The organism is Pectobacterium atrosepticum, assembly GCF_000740965.1.
Classification (GTDB): Bacteria; Pseudomonadota; Gammaproteobacteria; order Enterobacterales; family Enterobacteriaceae; genus Pectobacterium; species Pectobacterium atrosepticum.
Genome location: NZ_CP009125.1, coordinates 392,573 through 413,080, shown reverse-complemented (window position 1 = coordinate 413,080; position 20,508 = coordinate 392,573). Strand labels below are relative to the sequence as shown.

Annotated in this window: 17 protein-coding genes; 9 read left to right on the top strand and 8 right to left on the bottom strand. The window is 50.9% G+C overall.

All coding sequences use genetic code 11. From position 1 onward, the window contains the following. Positions 1-31 precede the first annotated feature (31 nt). Entirely contained in the window at positions 32-457 is a 426-nt protein-coding gene (exbD, locus tag GZ59_RS01885; protein ID WP_011091989.1) for a TonB system transport protein ExbD, read from the bottom strand. A gap of 3 nt (positions 458-460) precedes the next feature. After that, positions 461-1,462, bottom strand: a complete 1,002-nt coding sequence (gene exbB, locus GZ59_RS01880; protein WP_080641323.1) for a tol-pal system-associated acyl-CoA thioesterase — start codon at positions 1,460-1,462, stop codon at positions 461-463. Positions 1,463-2,136: 674 nt separating this feature from the next. Here exbB and GZ59_RS01875 point away from each other — a divergent pair. The 5 genes from GZ59_RS01875 to GZ59_RS01850 all read left to right on the top strand — a co-directional run bounded on the left by GZ59_RS01875 (position 2,137) and on the right by GZ59_RS01850 (position 7,754). Further along, positions 2,137-3,114: a TRAP transporter substrate-binding protein gene (locus tag GZ59_RS01875; RefSeq protein ID WP_011091987.1), complete on the top strand. Its 978-nt coding sequence runs from the start codon at positions 2,137-2,139 to the stop codon at positions 3,112-3,114. Positions 3,115-3,319: 205 nt separating this feature from the next. Next, positions 3,320-3,826 (top strand): TRAP transporter small permease, encoded by a 507-nt coding sequence (locus GZ59_RS01870; RefSeq protein WP_011091986.1) that lies wholly within the window; start codon positions 3,320-3,322, stop codon positions 3,824-3,826. A 15-nt stretch (positions 3,827-3,841) separates the two neighbouring features. Further along, positions 3,842-5,134 carry a TRAP transporter large permease gene (locus GZ59_RS01865; RefSeq protein WP_011091985.1) on the top strand — a complete coding sequence of 431 codons (1,293 nt, stop codon included), beginning with the start codon at positions 3,842-3,844 and terminating at the stop codon, positions 5,132-5,134. 335 nt (positions 5,135-5,469) lie between these two features. Beyond that, entirely contained in the window at positions 5,470-6,660 is a 1,191-nt protein-coding gene (gene metC / locus GZ59_RS01860; protein ID WP_011091984.1) for a cystathionine beta-lyase, read from the top strand. A gap of 434 nt (positions 6,661-7,094) precedes the next feature. Then, positions 7,095-7,754 carry a DedA family protein gene (locus tag GZ59_RS01850; protein ID WP_011091983.1) on the top strand — a complete coding sequence of 220 codons (660 nt, stop codon included), beginning with the start codon at positions 7,095-7,097 and terminating at the stop codon, positions 7,752-7,754. A 29-nt stretch (positions 7,755-7,783) separates the two neighbouring features. Here the strand turns inward: GZ59_RS01850 and GZ59_RS01845 are convergent, their stop codons facing one another. Continuing rightward, the gene (locus GZ59_RS01845) at positions 7,784-8,749 is read right to left on the bottom strand and encodes an AraC family transcriptional regulator (protein WP_048018342.1); all 966 of its coding nucleotides are present in this window, start codon (positions 8,747-8,749) and stop codon (positions 7,784-7,786) included. A gap of 251 nt (positions 8,750-9,000) precedes the next feature. On the opposite strand from GZ59_RS01845, the gene GZ59_RS01840 reads away from it, so the two are divergent. From GZ59_RS01840 to dkgA, 3 genes are all read left to right on the top strand, one after another. Then, on the top strand, positions 9,001-9,741 hold the full coding sequence (locus GZ59_RS01840) for an NADPH-dependent oxidoreductase (protein ID WP_039289686.1): 741 nt from the start codon (positions 9,001-9,003) through the stop codon (positions 9,739-9,741). Positions 9,742-9,744: 3 nt separating this feature from the next. Further along, positions 9,745-10,908, top strand: coding sequence for an alcohol dehydrogenase (gene yqhD, locus GZ59_RS01835; protein WP_039289683.1), 1,164 nt, complete (start codon positions 9,745-9,747; stop codon positions 10,906-10,908). Positions 10,909-11,179: 271 nt separating this feature from the next. Then, positions 11,180-12,007, top strand: a complete 828-nt coding sequence (gene dkgA, locus GZ59_RS01830) for a 2,5-didehydrogluconate reductase DkgA (RefSeq protein WP_039289678.1) — start codon at positions 11,180-11,182, stop codon at positions 12,005-12,007. A gap of 42 nt (positions 12,008-12,049) precedes the next feature. On the opposite strand, the gene GZ59_RS01825 is transcribed toward dkgA, so the two are convergent. The 5 genes from GZ59_RS01825 to GZ59_RS01805 all read right to left on the bottom strand — a co-directional run bounded on the left by GZ59_RS01825 (position 12,050) and on the right by GZ59_RS01805 (position 18,408). After that, entirely contained in the window at positions 12,050-12,787 is a 738-nt protein-coding gene (locus tag GZ59_RS01825) for a GntR family transcriptional regulator (protein ID WP_039289676.1), read from the bottom strand. Between the two features lie 362 nt (positions 12,788-13,149). Next, positions 13,150-14,565: a cell division protein FtsP gene (ftsP, locus tag GZ59_RS01820; protein ID WP_039289673.1), complete on the bottom strand. Its 1,416-nt coding sequence runs from the start codon at positions 14,563-14,565 to the stop codon at positions 13,150-13,152. Positions 14,566-14,637: 72 nt separating this feature from the next. Next, positions 14,638-15,375 (bottom strand): 1-acylglycerol-3-phosphate O-acyltransferase, encoded by a 738-nt coding sequence (locus GZ59_RS01815; protein ID WP_039289670.1) that lies wholly within the window; start codon positions 15,373-15,375, stop codon positions 14,638-14,640. Between the two features lie 149 nt (positions 15,376-15,524). After that, complete coding sequence (parC, locus tag GZ59_RS01810; RefSeq protein ID WP_039289667.1) at positions 15,525-17,795, bottom strand: DNA topoisomerase IV subunit A; 2,271 nt, start codon at positions 17,793-17,795, stop codon at positions 15,525-15,527. A 277-nt stretch (positions 17,796-18,072) separates the two neighbouring features. Continuing rightward, positions 18,073-18,408: a DUF2314 domain-containing protein gene (locus GZ59_RS01805; RefSeq protein WP_011091974.1), complete on the bottom strand. Its 336-nt coding sequence runs from the start codon at positions 18,406-18,408 to the stop codon at positions 18,073-18,075. Between the two features lie 511 nt (positions 18,409-18,919). Here GZ59_RS01805 and GZ59_RS01800 point away from each other — a divergent pair. Next, positions 18,920-20,470, top strand: coding sequence for a BglG family transcription antiterminator (locus GZ59_RS01800; protein WP_080641324.1), 1,551 nt, complete (start codon positions 18,920-18,922; stop codon positions 20,468-20,470). Positions 20,471-20,508: the final 38 nt, after the last annotated feature.

Below are 20,508 nucleotides of genomic sequence, written 5' to 3'. Positions count from 1 at the left end.
GCACCACATTCCCTTTTGAATCGATCAGCCGTTACTTAGCGGCGGCAGATTCCGCGCCAACCAGACCCACCTTGAGGTAGCCCGCTTTACGCAGTGAATCCATCACGCTCATGATGGTTTCATAATCGACGCTTTTATCTGCCTGAAAGAAGATAGTCGTTTCTTTATTGGCACTGGTTTTCGCATCCAGTACCTGAGCCAGAGACTGATCGTTAATCGCCTCTTCCCCCAGGAACATTTGCTTGTCCGCTTTTACCGTCAGATAGAGCGGCTTTTCCGGCCGCGGCTGCGGTACTGCCGATGAAGCAGGCAGATCGACACGAATGTCCACCGTTGCCAGCGGCGCCGCCACCATAAAGATAATCAGCAGAACCAGCATGACGTCAATGAACGGCGTGACGTTAATGTCATGCATTTCACCGTCATCACCCACGTCCTCCTTCAAATGCATCGCCATGACTTAACCCACCCGCAGTTTATGCGCTGCTGAAGACGCCCGGTTATCGTTGCTGGCAGCCACATCGAGATCGCGACTTTGCAGCAGCAGCACTTGTGCAGCCACATCACCGACCGTAGCTTTGTAACCAGCAATCGAGCGTGCGAAGACGTTATAGATGACAACCGCAGGAATCGCGGCAACCAGACCAATCGCCGTCGCCAGCAGAGCTTCTGCAATCCCCGGTGCGACCACCGCCAGGTTAGTCGTTTGCGTCTGTGCGATACCGATGAAGCTGTTCATGATGCCCCATACCGTACCGAACAGCCCCACGAACGGTGCAACCGCGCCGACCGTTGCCAGATAGCCGTTACCACGCCCCATATGACGCCCGGTAGCCGCCACACGACGCTCCAGACGAAACGCGGTGCGTTCTTTAATCCCGTTGTTGTCATCCGAACGGGCGGAAAGATCCAGTTCGTTCTGTGCATCCGCCAACAATTGCTGCGCTACGCTGCCCGTTTTGAACGCATCCGCCGTTTCCAGCGCATCGTCGAGTGTTTTCGCCTGTTCCAACGCCAGATACTCACGGCGCAGGCGACGTTTCGCGCCAGACATTTCGACGCTTTTACTGAAGAAGATCGCCCAGGTAATCACGGAAGCCAGCAGCAAACCGATCATTACCGTTTTCACTACGGCATCAGCGTGCTGGTACATGCCCCAGACGGACAAGTCGGTTTTCATCAGGTTATTGGTGCCCGGTGCCGCACTGGCAGGAAGCGTGAGCGCTGACGTCGGTGCTTGTGCATCGGTCGTGACAGGTGCGGAAGGGGACGCAGCAGCAGGCTGCGCGGCATTCTGTGTCGATAACGGCGTCGTCGCCGGAGCCGCAAACGCATTTCCACTTAGTCCCGCCGTACACAGCAGGATAACCAGCACGCTACGGGAAAATGCGCTGAACGCGCCACGCTTTTTTTGCCAGGTTGATAACACCTGTTGAGTTGTATTACTGACAGCCGTCTTCACGCTGTGCCTCCACCATTCGTTCTGTACAATACCCGCACATACCCGCAGGTATGATGCAGCAATAACGCAGCCTGAAATGATACCAAACCCTGAACGAATTGATAGTCGTTCTCATTATTATTTACACCAGATAACACACTTTTTATTGCGTTCTGACAGGGTTTTTGGGGGTATTACCTGCACATCGACAGGAAAGGCATAAGAAAACTATAAAAAATAGCATTCAGGAATATATCTGGCAGGTGACAGCCGCAGGTGCTCATCTAAAACGCAGCCTTATATCGTGAGGTTTTTGTGATCGACATTAAGTTATCACACCATTTCATGATAGCTGGCGATAAGTTTAGTGAAATAAATAGAAACACAAGTACACAACAAGATAAACAAAAACACCAAGTTACGCATATTTAGATTAAGAGCGTAGGAATAAAATCCATATAAAACAGCATTTCATATTAGCTTTTTCTTTTGTGACACGAGTCATTCTACGAAGTTGTATAATAGGTTAGCTTAACCCACAGAGAATACCGACGCGCGCCACGATAATAGCTCACACAAAGGCGCCGTGCTCTCATCAGTAAACCCTCTATTCATTACTCTATTTTTCATGGGTTTACATTTTTAAATCACCATTTGATTATCGATAATGTCACCCTACCTCTGGAGATAACTCAATGAAGCTGTCGAAAACATTGATCGGCGTTTGTCTGGGCTCTACTGCATTACTAATGAGTCAAGCGATTCAGGCACAACAAATTAAAGCCTCTGATGTTCACCCTGAAGGTTACCCTAATGTCGTTGCCGTACAAAAAATGGGAGAGAAATTACAAGCTGCTACCAATGGCAGGCTGGAAATTAATACCTTCCCCGGTGGCGTATTAGGTGATGAAAAACAAATGATTGAACAGGCACAGCTCGGTGCTATTGATATTATCCGTGTATCAATGACGCCCGTTGCCGCTATTTTACCGGAAATAGAAGTCTTCACCCTGCCCTATATTTTCCGTGATGAAGATCATCTTCACAAAGTACTGGATGGGAAAATCGGTCAGGAAATTGGTGACAAAATTACCCATAGCAGTAAATCAAAATTGGTTTTCCTAGGCTGGATGGACGCGGGAACGCGTAATTTAATCACCAAGCAGCCCGTGGCGAAACCTGAAGACCTCAAAGGCATGAAAATTCGCGTTCAAACCAGCCAAGTTGCTCTCGCAACGTTGAAAGCCATGGGTGCTAACGCCATCGCCATGGGCACAAGCGAAGTCTTCAGCGGCATGCAAACCGGCGTCATTGACGGCACCGAGAATAATCCGCCAACCTATGTTGCGCATAACTACATGCCTGTTGCCAAGAATTTCACCTGGAGCCGCCACTTCATTATTCCTGAGCTGTTCCTATACTCCAAAGCCAAGTGGGATAAGCTTTCCAAAGAAGATCAGGATCTTATCCTGAAGCTGGCGAAAGAAGCGCAGCAAGAACAGCGCGTACTGTGGAATGAATATAATCAGCAATCACTGGATAAAATGAAGGCTGGTGGCGTTCAATTCCATGAAATTGATACCGAGTATTATTTCAAAGCTACGCAGCCCGTGCGCGACCAGTTTGGTGCCAAATATCAGGAGCTGATTAAAGCCGTCGCCGACGTCCAATAATTCAGACCGCATTCCAGCGGATAAATAGCAGAACGTTGACGAGCATAGTTACGTAATGAAAACGGTGATAATGGAAAACTAATCCATTATCACCGCACTACGACTTTGTCAGCGATCTCAGTTATCTATTATCCGCCACCCTAATGGCCTGATATAAACAATTATCCTTCGCTTATCACTCAACTGAGTGAATATAGGTGACACAATGGCACAGTCTTATCACTTAAGTATGGATGTACTCTATCGTATTGCCATGTGGGTTTCTGGTCTGGCGTTATTAATTATGACGCTAATAATCCCTATCGGCATATTCGCACGCTATGCTTTAAATTCCGCATTATCCTGGCCGGAACCCATTTCGATTATTTGTATGGTGACGTTCACTTTTGTAGGCGCAGCGGTCAGTTACCGTGCCAACTCACATATTGCCGTCAGCATGTTGACCGACAGATTGCCAGAATCCGGTAAGAAGATTTGCGTTCATTTGTCGAATCTCCTGATGCTCTTAATCAGCCTGTTTATTCTCTATTACAGCACAGTGCTCTGCATGGAATTATGGGAACAACCTGTCGCAGAATTCCCATTATTAACCGCGGGTGAAAGTTATTTACCGCTGCCTATCGGCTCGTTAATCACCGTGCTCTTTATCATCGAAAAAATGTTTTTCGGCCCGCAGGATCAACGCCCTGTGGTCATGCTTGGCAGTTCTTAATTCGGAGCCAATACCATGGATGCATTTATTCTTGTTGCCACGCTGGCAGTGCTGTTGGCGGTCGGCGTTCCCGTCGCCTATGCGGTAGGGTTGAGCGCGATTGTTGGCGCCTTCTGGATCGATTTACCGCTTGAAGCGGTTATGATTCAGATTACTAATGGCGTGAACAAATTTTCGCTGCTGGCGATTCCCTTCTTTATTCTGGCTGGGGCCATTATGGCCGAAGGCGGCATCGCTCGTCGTCTGGTCAGCTTCGCGTACATCTTTGTCGGCTTTATTCGCGGCGGCTTATCGCTGGTTAACATCGTTGCATCGACATTTTTCGGCGCGATATCCGGCTCTTCCGTCGCAGACACGGCCTCAATCGGTTCGGTGATGATCCCGGAAATGGAGAAGAAAGGTTACCCACGCGACTTCTCCGCCGCCGTCACCGCCAGCGGTTCCGTGCAGGCCATTCTGACACCGCCGAGCCACAACTCCGTGATCTACTCGCTGGCAACCGGCGGCACGGTTTCCATTGCCTCACTGTTTATCGCAGGGATCCTGCCCGGTTTACTGCTCAGCCTGACCCTGATGGTGATGTGTGTCGGTTTTGCACATCGGCGCGGTTACCCGAAAGGCGAACGTGTACCGTTCCGTCAGGCGCTAAAAATCTTTGTCGATACACTGTGGGGGCTGATGACCGTCGTCATCATCATGGGGGGGATTCTGTCCGGTATTTTTACCGCGACCGAGTCTGCGGCCATCGCCTGCCTGTGGTCCTTCTTCGTGACCATGTTTATCTATAAAGATTATAAATGGTCAGAACTGCCCAAGCTGATGTACCGCACGGTAAAAACCGTCACGATCGTAATGATCCTGATCGGCTTCGCCGCCGCGTTCGGTGCCATCATGACCTACATGCAGTTGCCGAGCCGCATTACCGAATTCTTCACCTCCATTTCGGATAACAAGTACGTCATCCTGATGTGGATTAACATCATGCTGCTGCTGGTCGGTACGCTGATGGACATGGCACCGCTGATCCTGATTCTGACCCCCGTTCTGCTGCCTGTCGCCCTCTCACTTGGCATCGATCCGGTCCATTTCGGCATGATAATGCTGGTGAACCTCGGGATAGGTTTGATTACGCCACCAGTAGGGTCGGTACTTTTCGTCGCCAGTGCGGTGAGTAAGCAGAAGATAGAACAAGTGGTTAAAGCAATGCTGCCCTTCTACTGCGGGCTGTTCTTCGTGCTGATGCTAGTCACCTATATTCCGGCCATCTCGCTCTGGCTGCCTAAATTCTTTGGCGTCCATACGGGTTAACACACTCCAATTGCGCCATGTTATTCGCAGCAATGCAGAAAAACATGGCGCTTTTCTTACGTTTTCCTACCTGAAATATTTTCACCTACTTCCAATCTTATCCCATCAAAATCGGCGAAAAGCCCCTTTCGCTGCGGGAATACCAGTGATGTCGAGCATTTTTTACGTCATGACAAAACCCGCCCACACGCCGCTCCAGCCGTGATAACGTAGACCTCATAAATCGAATCCTAATAAATCCAATTATGCCCCCGCGACTCCTCTCCGTTCACTGTCGGGAATAGTCGGCGTATTGAGTCATTCGGCAGGACTGAACAGAAAAGGTGATAGTGGTTATGACAAGCAAAAAAACGGCAACAGCGTTAGTCGCCGCAGGACGCAGCAAGAAATTCACCCACGGCTCCGTCAACCCCGTAATTCAGCGTGCGTCCTCTCTGGTATTTGATACGGTTCAGGACAAGAAGCACGCCACTATTAACCGGGCCAAGGGTGCGCTGTTCTACGGGCGCCGTGGCACATTGACCCATTTCTCGTTTCAGGAAGCGATGGTGGAACTGGAAGGCGGCGTGGGTTGCGCGCTGTACCCTTGTGGTGCGGCTGCCATTTCTAACGCGATCCTCTCTTTCGTCGCGGCAGGCGATCATATTCTGGTAACGGAATCAGCCTACGAGCCCACGCAGGATTTCTGCACGAAAGTACTCAACAAACTGAACGTCAGCACCACCTATTTCGATCCGCTCATCGGTGCTGACATTGCCGAACTGATCCAGCCCAATACCAAAGTCGTCTTTCTTGAATCGCCGGGCTCTATCACCATGGAAGTACACGATGTGCCAGCTATCGTCCAAGCTGTGCGCCTTATCAATCCTGAGATCGTTATCATGATTGATAATACCTGGGCGGCGGGCATTTTATTCAAGGCGTTCGACTTCGATATTGATATCTCGATTCAGGCCGGTACGAAATATATCGTCGGCCATTCCGATGCCATGATCGGCACAGCGGTCGCTAACGAACGCTGCTGGGTACAGCTACGTGAACACTCTTACCTGATGGGGCAAATGGTGGATGCCGATACCGCCTATGTCGCCAGCCGCGGTCTGCGCACACTGGGCGTCAGACTCAAACAGCACCAGGAAAGTAGTATCCGCATTGCAAAATGGCTGGCAGAGCGGCCAGAAGTCGCGGTCGTTAATCACCCCGCATTGCCGGGATGTAAAGGGCATGAATTCTACGAGCGTGATTTTAACGGCTGCAACGGGTTGTTCTCATTCGTCCTGAAAGAGAAATTAAGCAAAGAAACGTTGGCGCACTATCTGGACCATTTTGAGCATTTCAGCATGGCGTATTCATGGGGTGGTTTTGAGTCTCTGATTCTGGCGAATCAGCCAGAAGAACTGGCGGCCCTTCGTCCTGTGAGCGGCGTGGATTTTACCGGTACACTTATTCGGTTACATATTGGACTTGAAGACAGTGACGATCTGATCGACGATCTGGTCGCGGGTTTCGGCAGACTCGGCGCGTAGTAAGCAAGCTCTGCCAAACAACCAGGCAACAAAATACAGAAAGTGTGACGGCCATAAAATCGCCGCGTCTTGATTTCCCCTGCGACGCGGTGGGTAATGCGTTATGATAATAATGAGTCAACGCTTACTAAAAAACCGCGTTACCTTAACCAAAAATTAAGCATTAAGCTCTATCGTATTCTCACAATGCGGTAAGGCGTTTTGCCCCATATACCCTAAATAATTCGAGTTGCAGGAAGGCGGCGACGTAGTGAATTCCCAGGAGCTTACTCAAGTAAGTGACTGGGGTGAACAAAGGAAGCCAACGCACATGCAGCTTGAAGTATGACGGGTAGACTGATTTTAGGGCTTGATAGGCAGTAGATTTCAGGTAACCCAGCATTCCACCGCCGCTGCCTGAGAGATAGTGAATATCGTCACTGGCGGGAAGTAATATGAGTATGGTTCACGACATTATTCAGGCGCTCTGGCAGCAGGATTTTAGTGCACTGGCCGATCCCCACGTCATTTGGGTGATTTACGGCATTCTGTTCACGACGCTGTTTCTGGAGAACGGCCTGCTACCAGCCTCTTTTCTGCCCGGCGATAGCCTGCTGCTGCTCACCGGTGCCATGATTGCCAAAGGCGTGATGAGCTTTTTCCCCACGATGATTCTGCTCACCATTGCCGCCAGCCTCGGCTGTTGGCTCAGCTACCTTCAAGGACGCTGGCTAAGTGATACCCGTCTGGTAAAAGGCTGGCTGTTGCAGCTTCCTGCACATTACCACCAGCGCGCCTATCACCTGTTCCACCGTCACGGCATGACGGCGCTTTTGGTTGGCCGCTTTTTAGCTTTCATCCGCACACTACTACCAACGATGGCGGGGATTTCAGGGCTAAACAATACACGCTTTCAGATTTTCAACTGGCTCAGCGGGCTGCTGTGGGTCGGGGGGATTGTCACGCTCGGCTATGCGCTCAGCCACATCCCGCTGGTCAAACGCTATGAAGATCAGGTGATGACCGCGCTGATCCTATTACCAGTTATTTTACTGGTCAGCGGCCTTATTGGTATGGCCGTCATTGTATGGCGTAAAAAACGGACGGTCGCCTAATCCGGCAACCGTGCGATTTATTGCCGTATTCAGCCTTCTTCAACCGCCATATTAGTGGCCTTTAATCTTGTCACTTCGTCACCCGGCGTCGCACCGAAATAACGTTTAAATTCCCGACTAAACTGCGACGCACTCTCATATCCGACTCGAGCCGCTGCAACGCCGGCTCTCAGGCCATCGTTGATCATCATCACTCGCGCTTTATGCAGGCGGTAGGATTTCAGATACTGCAACGGCGAGGTGTTGGTGACCGCCTTGAAGTTATGATGAAACGCGGAGACGCTCATGTTCACCTCGGCTGCCAGCTGTTCCACATTCAGGCTATCGGCGTAGTGATTTTCGATGCGACGCAGCGCTTTGGCGATTTGGCTGAAGTGCGTGTGCCGGTTCACCAGCGCCTGTAATGCTACACCGCGTTCGCCACAGAGTATGTGATAGATAATCTCGCGTACAATCGTCGGGCCCAGTACGCGGGCATCGCGCGGGTTATTCATCGCATCCAGCAACCGCTCAACGGCGCACAGAATCTCATCGGTCAGCGGCGCACTGTTGACCCCGCAAGTCCCGGAACAAGGACGGATCGCGCTGTCATCATCACCGATGTCGATCAGTAAATCCTGAAGCATTTGGACGTCGATGCTGATCGACATCCCTACCAAAGGGTTCTCAACGCTGGCTATCGTTTCACATTCGAACGGCAGTGGAACGGTCATCAACAGATAATTTTCCGGGTCGTACTGGAACGTTTTTCCGCCCAGATAGCCAATTTTTTTGCCCTGAAGAATGATGACGATCGTTGGCTCATACATCACTGGCACACGCGGATGATGCTGTTCCGTATACAGAATTCTGACCTGAGGCACGAGCGAAGGCGTGACCCAGCTTTTGGTTGAGCAGCGTATTGCCTGCTGCACGATGCGCTGCCGCACGGCCTGTTGCTGAACAAGCCGCTCGCATTGGTTTTCCGTCAACATGCCTTGATCTTCCGTCAACATGTCTTGGTCTCCATCAACATGCCTTGGTCTCCATAAATATAGTGTTATCTCGCTACGGGTTCTCTTTTGCTGCCTGAAGCTTCTCTCCTGATAGGAGAAACAAAATGACATACCCATGAACTTTTATCACCCTTTTCTCCTATGTTTTGTAGAAATAGGCAATAACCAAACAGAAATGTGCATTGAACGTATTCCGTTGGTTGATGACAATACTGAGCATACATTCGTCCCCTCATCACCTGGGCAAAGACATGAATAAAACGATTGAACTGTTTACGTCACATCGCAGCGAACGTAGCTATCTTGATAAACCCATTCCCGATGACGTACTGGACGCCATTATTCAATCCGCACATTTAGCACCGACGTCCGTGAACTCTCAACAGGTCTCGCTCATCGTCACCCGCGACCCAGAACGCAAGGCACGCATTGCCGAACTGGCTGGTGGACAACCGTGGATTGCCAAAGCACCGGTGTTCATCACTGTGGTGCTGGACATGCATAAAACGCAGCTCGGGATTACCATGAGCGGCAAACAGCAGCACGCGCATGAAAGTGTCGAAAGCCTGATCGCTGGCACAACGGATGTCGGCATCGCGCTCGGCACGCTGATGGCTGCCGCACGCTCATTTGGGCTGGGTATCGTCCCTATCGGCGGCATCCGTCGCGAACCGCAGGCGCTGATCGACTTTCTGCAACTCCCTGAACTGACGTTCCCCGTCGCGGGCGTCGCTATCGGCTACGTCGATACCCCAGCGCATCAGAAACCGCGCCTGCCGCTGAATTCATTCCGCCATGATGAAACCTATCATCAGGACGTTCTGCCTGCAGCGATTGAGCAATATAACCACACGCTGGTGACACACTGGCAGCAAACCGGCCGCGCAGACGGCGACAACTGGGGTGATAACACCGCCAGCTATTACCAACACATCTACTTCCCGAAAGTCTTGCCCGCGATCCTTCAACAGGGCTTTAAACTGGACAAATAACCTATGCTAAATTTTACACTCCATACCCCGACCAAGATCCTGTTTGGCGAAGGCCAGATTGCTGAATTAGGCAAAGAAATTCCTGCCGATGCCCGTATCCTCATCACTTACGGCGGCGGCAGCGTGAAGCACAATGGCGTGCTGGATCAGGTCTATCGCGCGCTGGAAGGCCGCAACGTACGCGAATTTTCCGGCATTGAACCGAACCCGACGTATGAAACGCTGATGAAAGCCGTTGAGGTCGTCCGTGCAGAGAAGATTGACTTCCTGCTGGCGGTTGGCGGGGGCTCTGTCGTCGACGGCACGAAATTTATCGCCGCTGCGGCGGATTATCAGGCCGCACAGGACCCGTGGCACATTCTGCAAACCGGCGGAGCGGAAATCGATCGCGGCGTCGCACTGGCAGCGGTACTCACCCTGCCAGCAACCGGTTCAGAATCCAACAATGGCGCGGTCATCACCCGTAAATCAACCAACGATAAGCTCGCCTTCCGTTCACCACACACACAGCCGCTTTTCGCCGTGCTCGATCCAGTCGTGACTTACACTCTGCCCGCTCGCCAGATCGCGAACGGCGTGGTCGATGCCTTCGTTCACACGGTTGAGCAGTACCTAACGTATTCCGTCGATGCCAAAGTACAGGATCGTTTTGCGGAAGGTTTGCTGCTGACGCTGGTTGAAGAAGGCCCGCGTGCACTGGCTGAACCGGAAAACTACAAGGTCAGAGCCAATGTAATGTGGAGCGCCACCATGGCGTTGAACGGCCTGATTGGTGCAGGTGTGCCGCAGGATTGGTCAACCCACATGCTGGGGCACGAATTAACGGCGCTGCACGGCCTCGACCATGCCCAAACGCTGGCTATCGTTCTGCCGGCCATGCTGGCGGCAAGAAAAAGCCAGAAACGTGACAAGCTGCTGCAATACGCCGAGCGCGTCTGGAACCTGCGCGACGGTAGCGAAGACCAACGTATCGACGGCGCGATTGCCGCCACGCGTGACTTCTTCGAAAAAATGGGCGTGCCGACCCGCCTGTCTGACTATCAGTTGGATGGCAGTTCCATTCCGACACTGGTCGCCAAACTCAGCGAGCACGGCCTGACCGCATTAGGCGAGCACCGCGACATTACGTTGGAAGAAAGCCAGAAGATTTATGAAGCAGCGCGTTAAATCGCTTTACCCTTAATCATTCGAGTTACAGGAGAAAACACTATCGTTTAAACCACACCTATACCCTCAATGCTGTGTCTGTTAAGGGGAGCCGATCGGCTCCCTTTATCATCAGGTAACGTATAGCAGACGAATTTTTCTACTAAACTGAAATCATATGCCTGTTCCTGCGAGGGATCACGTTCCTCTATGTCCGTGATATGAACAGGTCGCCCATCCAGTTAAGCCTATGATACGTTTATGGATTAACGGATATAAAAAGGAGAATGAGATGACGCAACCGAAAGTTAAGCTGGCGGACGGTAATATCATGCCCCAGTTGGGCCTTGGGGTCTGGCGAGCAAGCAGTGAGGATACGGTGATCGCCGTGACTGAAGCATTGTCCATTGGTTATCGGGCGATCGATACCGCCGCGATTTATAAGAACGAGGAAGCGGTCGGTCAGGCGCTGAGTTCCGCGAACCTGCCGCGTGAAGAAGTGTTCATCACCACCAAGCTCTGGAATGGCGATCACACCGATCCCCAGAAAGCACTGGAAGAGAGCCTGCGAAAACTTCAGTTAGATCACGTCGATCTCTACTTGATTCACTGGCCATTGCCGCAACAGAATACCTTCGTCGATGCCTGGCGCGGGCTCATCAAACTTCAGGAACAAGGTCTGGCGAAAAGCATCGGCGTCAGTAATTTCCATATTCACCATTTACAGCAGTTAAAAGAAGAAACGGGCGTATTGCCAGTCATCGATCAGGTCGAACTGCACCCGCTTCTCCAGCAAAAGCAGCTCCATGCCTGGAATGCCACACACCATATCCAGACTGAATCCTGGAGCCCGCTGGCGCAGGGTGGCGAAGGAGTCTTTGATCACCCTATTATCCGTAAACTGGCGATGAAATACGGGAAAACACCGGCACAGATTGTCATCCGCTGGCATCTGGACTGTGGGCTGGTGGTGATTCCTAAATCGGTGACGCCTGCGCGTATCAAGGAAAACTTCGAGGTGTTTGATTTCCGTCTTGATAAAGACGAGCTGGGTGACATTGCCAAGCTGGATTGCGGGAAACGCCTGGGATCGGACCCTGACGAACCGAGAAACGACTAATCCACCATCGATGCCAGCATTCCCCATGCTGGCATTTTTCCTCTAATCGGCAAACTGAATCTCATACACATCGCTACGGCAGTGCGCTTCGCTGTATTCCAGCAGTTCACCCTGTTCGTTATAAACATGCAGTTGGCAATACAGCGCAGGGGCTTCCGCCGCAATACCAAGAAGCGTAGCGATTTCTGCCGCACAGGCAATCGCTTTGAAACGATAGCGTTTTTTGTCCGGTATGACCCCACCCGTTATCCAATATTGATAGAGCGACTGTTCGAGTGTTTCTGGGTCGGGTAAGAATTTTTGCGGAATCCAAGTCGTTTCCAGTGAGACAGGTTCGCCATTGCTTAGCCGAACACGCCGCAGATAGGTGACAGCTTCGCCTTCTGGCAAAGACATTTTTTCCGCGATGCTAGCAGGCGGAACCTGTATTGATCTCTCTAACCAGAGGCTGCCAGCGATGCCGCCTTGTTTCAGCACGAGCGCGGTGAACCCTTCATCCTCAGCACTCAAGGCATAATTAAGTCGCTGGGTAACGCGGGTTCCCACACCTTGCTGGCGAACAACCAGTCCTTTTTCTTCCAGCAGCGACAGGGAGCGGGAAACCGTCACGCGCGACAATCCCAACTGTTGCGCAATCAATCTTTCAGCAGGTAAGAACTGCCCTGATAGCGTCTTACGGCGGCCGATTTCTGATTCAAGCAACGACGCGAGCTGCATATAGCGAGGCGCCGACGACGCCCCAGCCAGCTGATCCCTGACCCAAAGCAGTAATTCCCGCATAGTGCAGCCTTTTTTAGTGACGCAGCCAGTCGCTGCGTACAGGTTAAAACAGAAGTGAACCTGATTTCATGGCGAAACGAAACGTTCTGACTCCGAAATTGTTGTAATAAAAAATGATTTTTAGCACTCATCAGCCACAGAACAGCACGTACGCCAAACGATACTTCACCCATAATTCATAGTAACATCAATATATAAGGTATCGTCCGCACGGCCCCGTATCTTTAATTTTGGTTTGTCTGAATAGAGGTAGATCACATTAAGAAGCAAGTGGGCATCGGAAACATCGCTGTCAGACGAGGTTGCCGTAACATGGGTCACGGCAGAGGGATACGGTGGAAGGAGACTGGCGGGCTATAGGTTTACATCGCAGACTGTACGATTAGCTGCCCTGTCGAGCCGCGATCGGCCAGTTCTAGCGTCTGGCTGTAATACAGGAAGGGAAACGCCATTGAGGAAGGCTGCATGAAATAAACCAGCAGTTCGACATCGTTATCCACCCATACCGTATCTTTCCAACCGCTGTCTTCCACCGCCGGTGGGCGACCATTCGCGCTGCGCACCAAGAATTTGACGCCTTGAATGTGGAAAGCCTGCGGCGTATCGGCGTGGATAATCCAGCGTTCACAGCGGCCAAGCTGGGTTTGTACATCAGCACGCGTCATGTCCCACATCGCGCCGTTGATGCCGGGCAAACTATCACCCAGACGGAATTCTCGCGTGCGGCTGATGCTACCTTCAATGATGTTATCGGCTAGCAAACGCATCGGCAGGTTGTCCGTTACCAATGGCAACAGCCCCGTCGGTTTAAGCGTCAGTATCTGGGTGGAAATCAGGATGCTGGAAGGCTCAAACAGCCCGCGCAGGCGATCCATAATCCCAGCGGACTCACCTGCCGTCAGCGTGACTTCCTCGCCTTGCGACATGTCGATCAGAATTTCACGTCGTTCGCCGGGCGCGAGAGAAAGCTGGCTCACTGCCATCGGTGCAGGTAGCAACCCTTGATCGCTGGCGATCACATGCATCGCTCGACCATCGCTTAATCGCATGAGGTAACGACGAGAGTTAGATGCATTCAGCAATCTCAGTCGAACCCAACCACGAGAAACCTCAACAAAGGGGCTTTGGACACCGTTAACTAACAACGAGTCCCCCACGAATCCACCGCTAGAAGACGGGTTATAGAGAGGGACACCAAAGTTATCCAGTCGTTTATCCTGAATAATCAATGGGAAATCATCAACACCGTAGTGATTGGGAAGCGGAAGGGATTTACTAACGCGGTCTTCCACCAGCCATAGCCCAGCCAACCCGTTATAGATATGGGGAGCCATGCGGTTCGGCGTATTCGCATGATACCAGCAGGTCGCCGACGGCTGACGAATAGGCAACACCGGTGACCAATCACCGCCTGGAGAAATAATGCGGGCGGCCCCCCCCATCAGCGGCCCAGGTACCTGCAACCCACCAATCGTCATCGCAATAGGCTCGTTCAGGCGGTTGCTGTAAATCAGCTTAACGTCATCGCCGTCATATACCCGCACCGTCGGCCCTAAATAACGGCCGTTGATTCCCCAAATGGATGTCTTACGATCACCGGAGAATGCCCAATGGGTACGCTGCATCGTCAGAAAAAGAGGCTGGCCTCGGCGCGACTCCAGTAATGGCGGTATCGGCAATGCGATGGGATTCCCACTGGCTTTCACCGCCAGTGGCGTCATACCCGCACATAACGCAAGGCCCGATGCCTGAATAAACTGACGTCGGCTGAGTGACATAATGACTCCGTAAATCTGTTAACCGTAAGCAAAGTTTAACTAAGAAATAATCCAAGAATCGATGGGGTAAGTTTATTTTTTGCCTGCCGCTTCGCGCGCCGCAACTTCCGCATCCAACTCCGCAATCTTGGCCGCCATCACATCATGGCAATGTGTAGCCAGTTCTCGGACCTGATCTTTGGTATATGCTCGGGTATCAATCGGTGGCAGCATTTCTACGATAACGAGGCCGTTATTCCAGCGGTTTAATTTCACCTTATTGCTGGTGGTAGAAACACAAATCGGCACAATCGGCACGTCTGCGCTAATCGCAGCATGGAAAGCGCCGGTTTTGAATGGCATCAGGCCGCGCCCACGGCTGCGAGTGCCTTCAGGGAACATCCAGATAGACGTATTACGCTCTTTAATATGCTTCACTACCTGAGCGATGGTGCCATGCGCTTTGGCACGATTTTCACGGTCAATCAGCAAGTTACCCGTCAACCAGTAGAGTGGCCCAAAGAACGGGATCCACAGCAGGCTTTTTTTACCCACGGTAACGGTACGTGGCTGAACCGCGCTGGATACCGTGACCATATCGTAATTATTCTGATGATTCGCGATATAGATGCAGTTGCCATAATGCGCCGCTTCTTCCGGTATCCGCATTTCTACTTTCAGGCCAAACACCACGGACAAGCGACCAAAAAGACGGCCGAAGGTCGCTACATGACGGGGATTTCGAGGGCTAAACAGGCAGTAAAATAAGCCAAAAATACAGATCAAAATCGAAAATATAACAACAACAAAAAAACGCAAAATGGATAACATAGCAACCTCATTAGCCGACAGCCGCCGCTAGTATAGCGATTTCGCGCTAAAACACACGGTGATTCAATTTGCTGCGGATGGCAACCGGAAACCAAAGAAAGGCGGTAAACACCGCCTTTCTCAACATGCACAATGACAATATGGAGGAGTTATTCTTCGCTGCTGCCAGTATCAATCTGCTGCGGCGCATCCACCTCAATCCGATCGATGCGTTGCAGCCCACGCAGTAACGTACCTTTCCGTCCGCGCTCGCCCTGATACTTCTGAAGCTCGTTCGGACGCAGCACCAGCTTACGCTTACCGAAATACAGCGTGACGGAAGCCTGTGGTGGCAGCAGATACAGCCAGGTCAGACGATCTTTGCCTTCCGCAAAATCGGCCGAAGAGATGGACACAATCTTATTGCCCTTGCCTTTCGACAGCTGTGGCAGATCGGAGACAGGGAACAGCAGCATTCTGCCTGCGGCGGTGATCGCCATCAGCAGGTTATCTTGGCCTTTAATCTCGATAGGAGTCAGCGCCTTCGCGTTATCCGGTAGCGTAATAATCGCTTTACCTGCGCGGTTACGCGCCACCAGATCGTTGAAGGTACAAACAAATCCATAGCCCGCATCCGATGCCATCAGCAATGGCTGATCGTCTGCGGCCATCAGCACCTGTTCAATCGTCGCACCCGGAGGCGGCGTGAGTTTGCCTGTCAGTGGCTCGCCCTGACCGCGCGCAGAAGGCATGGTGATCGGATCCAGCGCATAACTGCGGCCGGTGGAGTCAATAAACACCACGGGCTGATTGCTCTTGCCTTTAGCCGCGGCGCGGAAGCTATCGCCCGCTTTATAGCTCAGCCCGGTAGGATCGATGTCATGCCCTTTGGCGCTGCGTACCCAGCCCATTTCCGACAACACAATGGTAACGGGTTCAGACGGCACAAAGTCATGCTCGCTCATCGCTTTTGATTCACTGCGCTCATGCAGCGGCGAACGACGATCGTCACCATAGGTCTGCGCATCCGACTGAATCTCTTTCTTAATCAGATTGCTTAGCTTACGATCCGACGCCAGTAGCGCTTGAAGCTGATCGCGCTCTTTTGCCAGATCGCCCTGCTCACCGCGGATTTTCACTTCTTCCAGCTTGGCCAAGTGGCGTAATTTCAGCTCCAGGATCGCTTCAGCCTGTGTTTCACTCAGGCTGAACTGGCGCATCAGAACGGGCTTCGGCTCATCTTCCGTGCGGATGATATGAATCACTTCATCAATGTTCAGGAACGCAATCAGCAAACCTTCGAGGATATGCAGGCGTTTGAGCACTTTTTCCAGACGGTAGTTCAGTCGGCGGCACACGGTGTCGCGACGGAATACCAGCCACTCGCTCAGGATCTCGACCAGCCCTTTCACGCTTGGGCGACCATCCAGACCGATCATGTTCATGTTAACGCGGTAGCTCTTTTCCAGATCGGTAGTGGCGAACAGATGATTCATCACCTGATCCATATCGATACGGTTCGTGCGCGGCACCAGCACCAGACGGGTTGGATTTTCGTGATCGGATTCATCACGCAGATCTTCCACCATCGGCAGCTTCTTCGCACGCATCTGGCTGGCAATTTGCTCCAGCACTTTGGCACCAGAAACCTGATGTGGCAGCGCGGTAATCACCACATCACCGTCTTCTTTCTTCCAAACCGCGCGCATGCGTACCGAGCCACGGCCGTTCTGGTAAAGTTTGCGCACTTCATCGCGCGGCGTGATGATTTCAGCTTCCGTCGGGAAATCCGGCCCCTGCACATGCTGTAACAAATCGTCCAACGAGGCATTTGGATTTTCCAGCAGCATGACTGTTGCCGCAGCGACTTCACGCACATTGTGTGGCGGAATATCCGTTGCCATGCCGACGGCGATCCCAGTGGTACCGTTCATCAGAATATTAGGCAGACGCGCAGGCAGCATCTTCGGCTCTTGCATCGTGCCATCAAAATTCGGGGTGTAATCGACCGTGCCCTGCCCTAATTCTGACAGCAGCACTTCCGCGTATTTGGACAACCGCGATTCGGTATAACGCATGGCAGCGAACGATTTCGGATCGTCCGGCGCCCCCCAGTTCCCCTGACCATCCACCAGCGGGTAGCGGTAAGAGAACGGCTGCGCCATCAGCACCATCGCTTCATAGCAGGCGCTGTCACCGTGTGGATGGTATTTACCCAGCACGTCACCCACGGTGCGGGCGGATTTTTTAAATTTGGCGCTGGAATTCAGTCCCAGCTCGGACATCGCATACACAATGCGACGCTGCACAGGTTTCAGACCATCGCCAATGAACGGCAATGCCCTGTCCATGATGACGTACATGGAATAATTCAGGTATGCATTTTCGGTAAACGTGCGCAGCGCAAGGCTTTCTGCGCCGTCATGAGTCATCTCACTCATTTATCTCACTTTCCTCACATCGCGGCGCGATTGTTACGCTTTCCGACACGCCATAGCGGCGGTATGTTTGGCGGGAATAGTACCTTATCTGATGAGGCGATGTCACAGGGAACAACGTCGCGGCCCCACAGGTGATTGCTGGTGTGAATCCGACGGTTCCCAGAGAAGGTGGCTAGCGGTAGAAGTTGACGCTCGGGTGATAGACGGTAATCGTTTCACCCCACACGGAAACCGACGATCTTATCGTTTATACAGCACAGCCAGATTAGCAATGCGGCTATTCATTCTTTCCATAGATACCAATCACGTGGCAAGAATGAAACGTAACAACCTGGCCGCATTGCACACAGTCGCTTCCCGTAGGCTCATTATCTAAAACCCCTTCGTAAAACGCATCGTGCTTTTTTGTCACGTTGACCCACATTCTTTCTACCGAAAGGTCATCAGAGCCCGCCGTTTCCTCCATACGGAAGATCAACTTAACAAAATCGCCAGACGCAAGTGATTCACGTACCGCTTTGGCCGGAATCCAGAATGAATCTGGGTACTCGCGGTTAATCGCTTCGCCATCGTCCAGCTCGTAGTGATCGATTTCGTAAGTCGGTAATTTCATTACACCTCATTGATACATCGCACAGACGCAGTCTGCTTTAGCAGTTTGATAGCAAACATACCGTTTCATTAAGAATTATTCATCATCATTGTCGGCGCAAACGATAATGATTAACATAAGGCGATGTTCAGTTCAGACATCGCCACCACAATAGGGTAAGAACGCACAGCACGGCGTTCTTACCTTTTTATTTCACCCCTGTCCTGGCTTGCTCCTATTCTTATTTTCACTGCATTATTTATGCGAAATAATTAATATGCAGATGAGATCACAATTATTACCCATGATAACGTGATCGCGATCCCAATTAATATTCACTCAGCATCATGTTTTAATTTTGTCCTACTCAGCGGACAGTATTTAGTATTGTCCCTATCGACTATCACGACTAAATTAATCACTACAGCACCCTATTTAAATAAATCGAAAGAGAAAATAAAACAGGAAACTATTTAGAAAAAATCATCAATCCGATAAGCATCAGAAAATCTAACGAATCACAGAGGGTAATATGATGCAGCCACTCACCTCCCGCCAGAACCGTTTATTGAAATATCTGTTACAACACCAGGGATATGTAACGGTTAAAGATATTGCACATTACCTGGATGTGTCGGAAAAAACCGTCTATCGCGATATGCAATTTGTTGAAGCCTTCCTTTTTGTCTGGAATATTTATCCAGACAAAAAGGTCGGTGCGGGCATCATGTTAACAACGGATGACGATCGACACCTCACGTTGCTGGAACAGCAGCTTGTCGTGGATGATGGCGATACCGATGCCCTGATCAATAATGCTCGCCGCGTCAAAATCGCCTCACAGTTATTAAGCGACACACCTCACGAAACTTCCATAAGTAAACTGTCAGAACGCTACTTTATCAGCAGTGCCTCTATCGTTAACGATCTGAAAATTATCGAAAGCTGGCTACATCCACTGGGATTATCGTTGGTTCGCAGCCAGAGCGGCACGCACATTGAGGGCAGTGAAAATCAGGTGCGTCAGGCGATGGCCTCGCTGATTAATGACGTTATGCACCATAAAGAGCCCGGCCCGCTTAGCCACTCTCGTCTCGACCCCGGCAGCTATAGGGCGCTGATTAACTATTTCGGTGAAAAAGACGTTTCCTTCGTCGAAGCGCTGTTACAAGACATGGAGAAAGCGCTTTCTTATCCGCTCGGCGAGCCTTATTACATCAATATTTTCACCCATACCTTAATTATGATGCACCGCATTGCGCAGGGAAAAGCGCTCATCATGGCGGAAGACTCTATTCATCAGCAGGTTGATAATCGCATATTCTCCATCGCTAAAAATATGGTGACCCAAATAGAGCAACGCGTCGAGAGTACGCTACCTTCTGATGAAGTCTGGTTTATTTACCAATATATTATCTCTTCAGGCATTGTGATGGAAGAGCGTGCAGATAACCAACTGCTTCGCTACCAATTTTCTAACGGTGAATCGCGTAGAATTACGCGTGCATTAACGCAGGTATTTTCTGATTTAATCAATATCGACTTGCGTACGGATAAGTTATTACATGAAGGATTGCTTATTCATATCAAGCCGTTGCTTAACCGATTAAAGTATCAAATACACATTCGCAATCCATTATTAGACGATATCAAAAGCGAATTTATCGATATTTATGAAATGACTCAGCAAGCCATGAATGAAGTCTGTCTGCGATTTCAATTAAAACCGGTCGCTGAAGATGAAGTCGGCTATCTGACCATTCATTTTCAAGCCGCGCTGGAACGCCAAATTGCTCACAAACGAATTTTGGTGGTGTGCTCCAGCGGTGTGGGAACATCGCACCTGCTAAAAAACCGTATTCTGCGCGCGTTTCCTGACTGGATTATTGTTGGCGTTATTTCGGCCAGTAATATGCAGATATTCTGTCAGCAGGAAGATATTGAGCTAATTATTTCTACGATTCATCTGGAAGAGCAACTGATTCCGGTGGTTTATGTATCCGCCTTTTTTAATGACGATGACATTAAACGCGTGACCGAGAAAGTTATCGCGAATCAACTGCATCAGGCCGTTCCTCACTGATTATTGGCCGAACGTTAATTTTTTAAATTTATAGATGA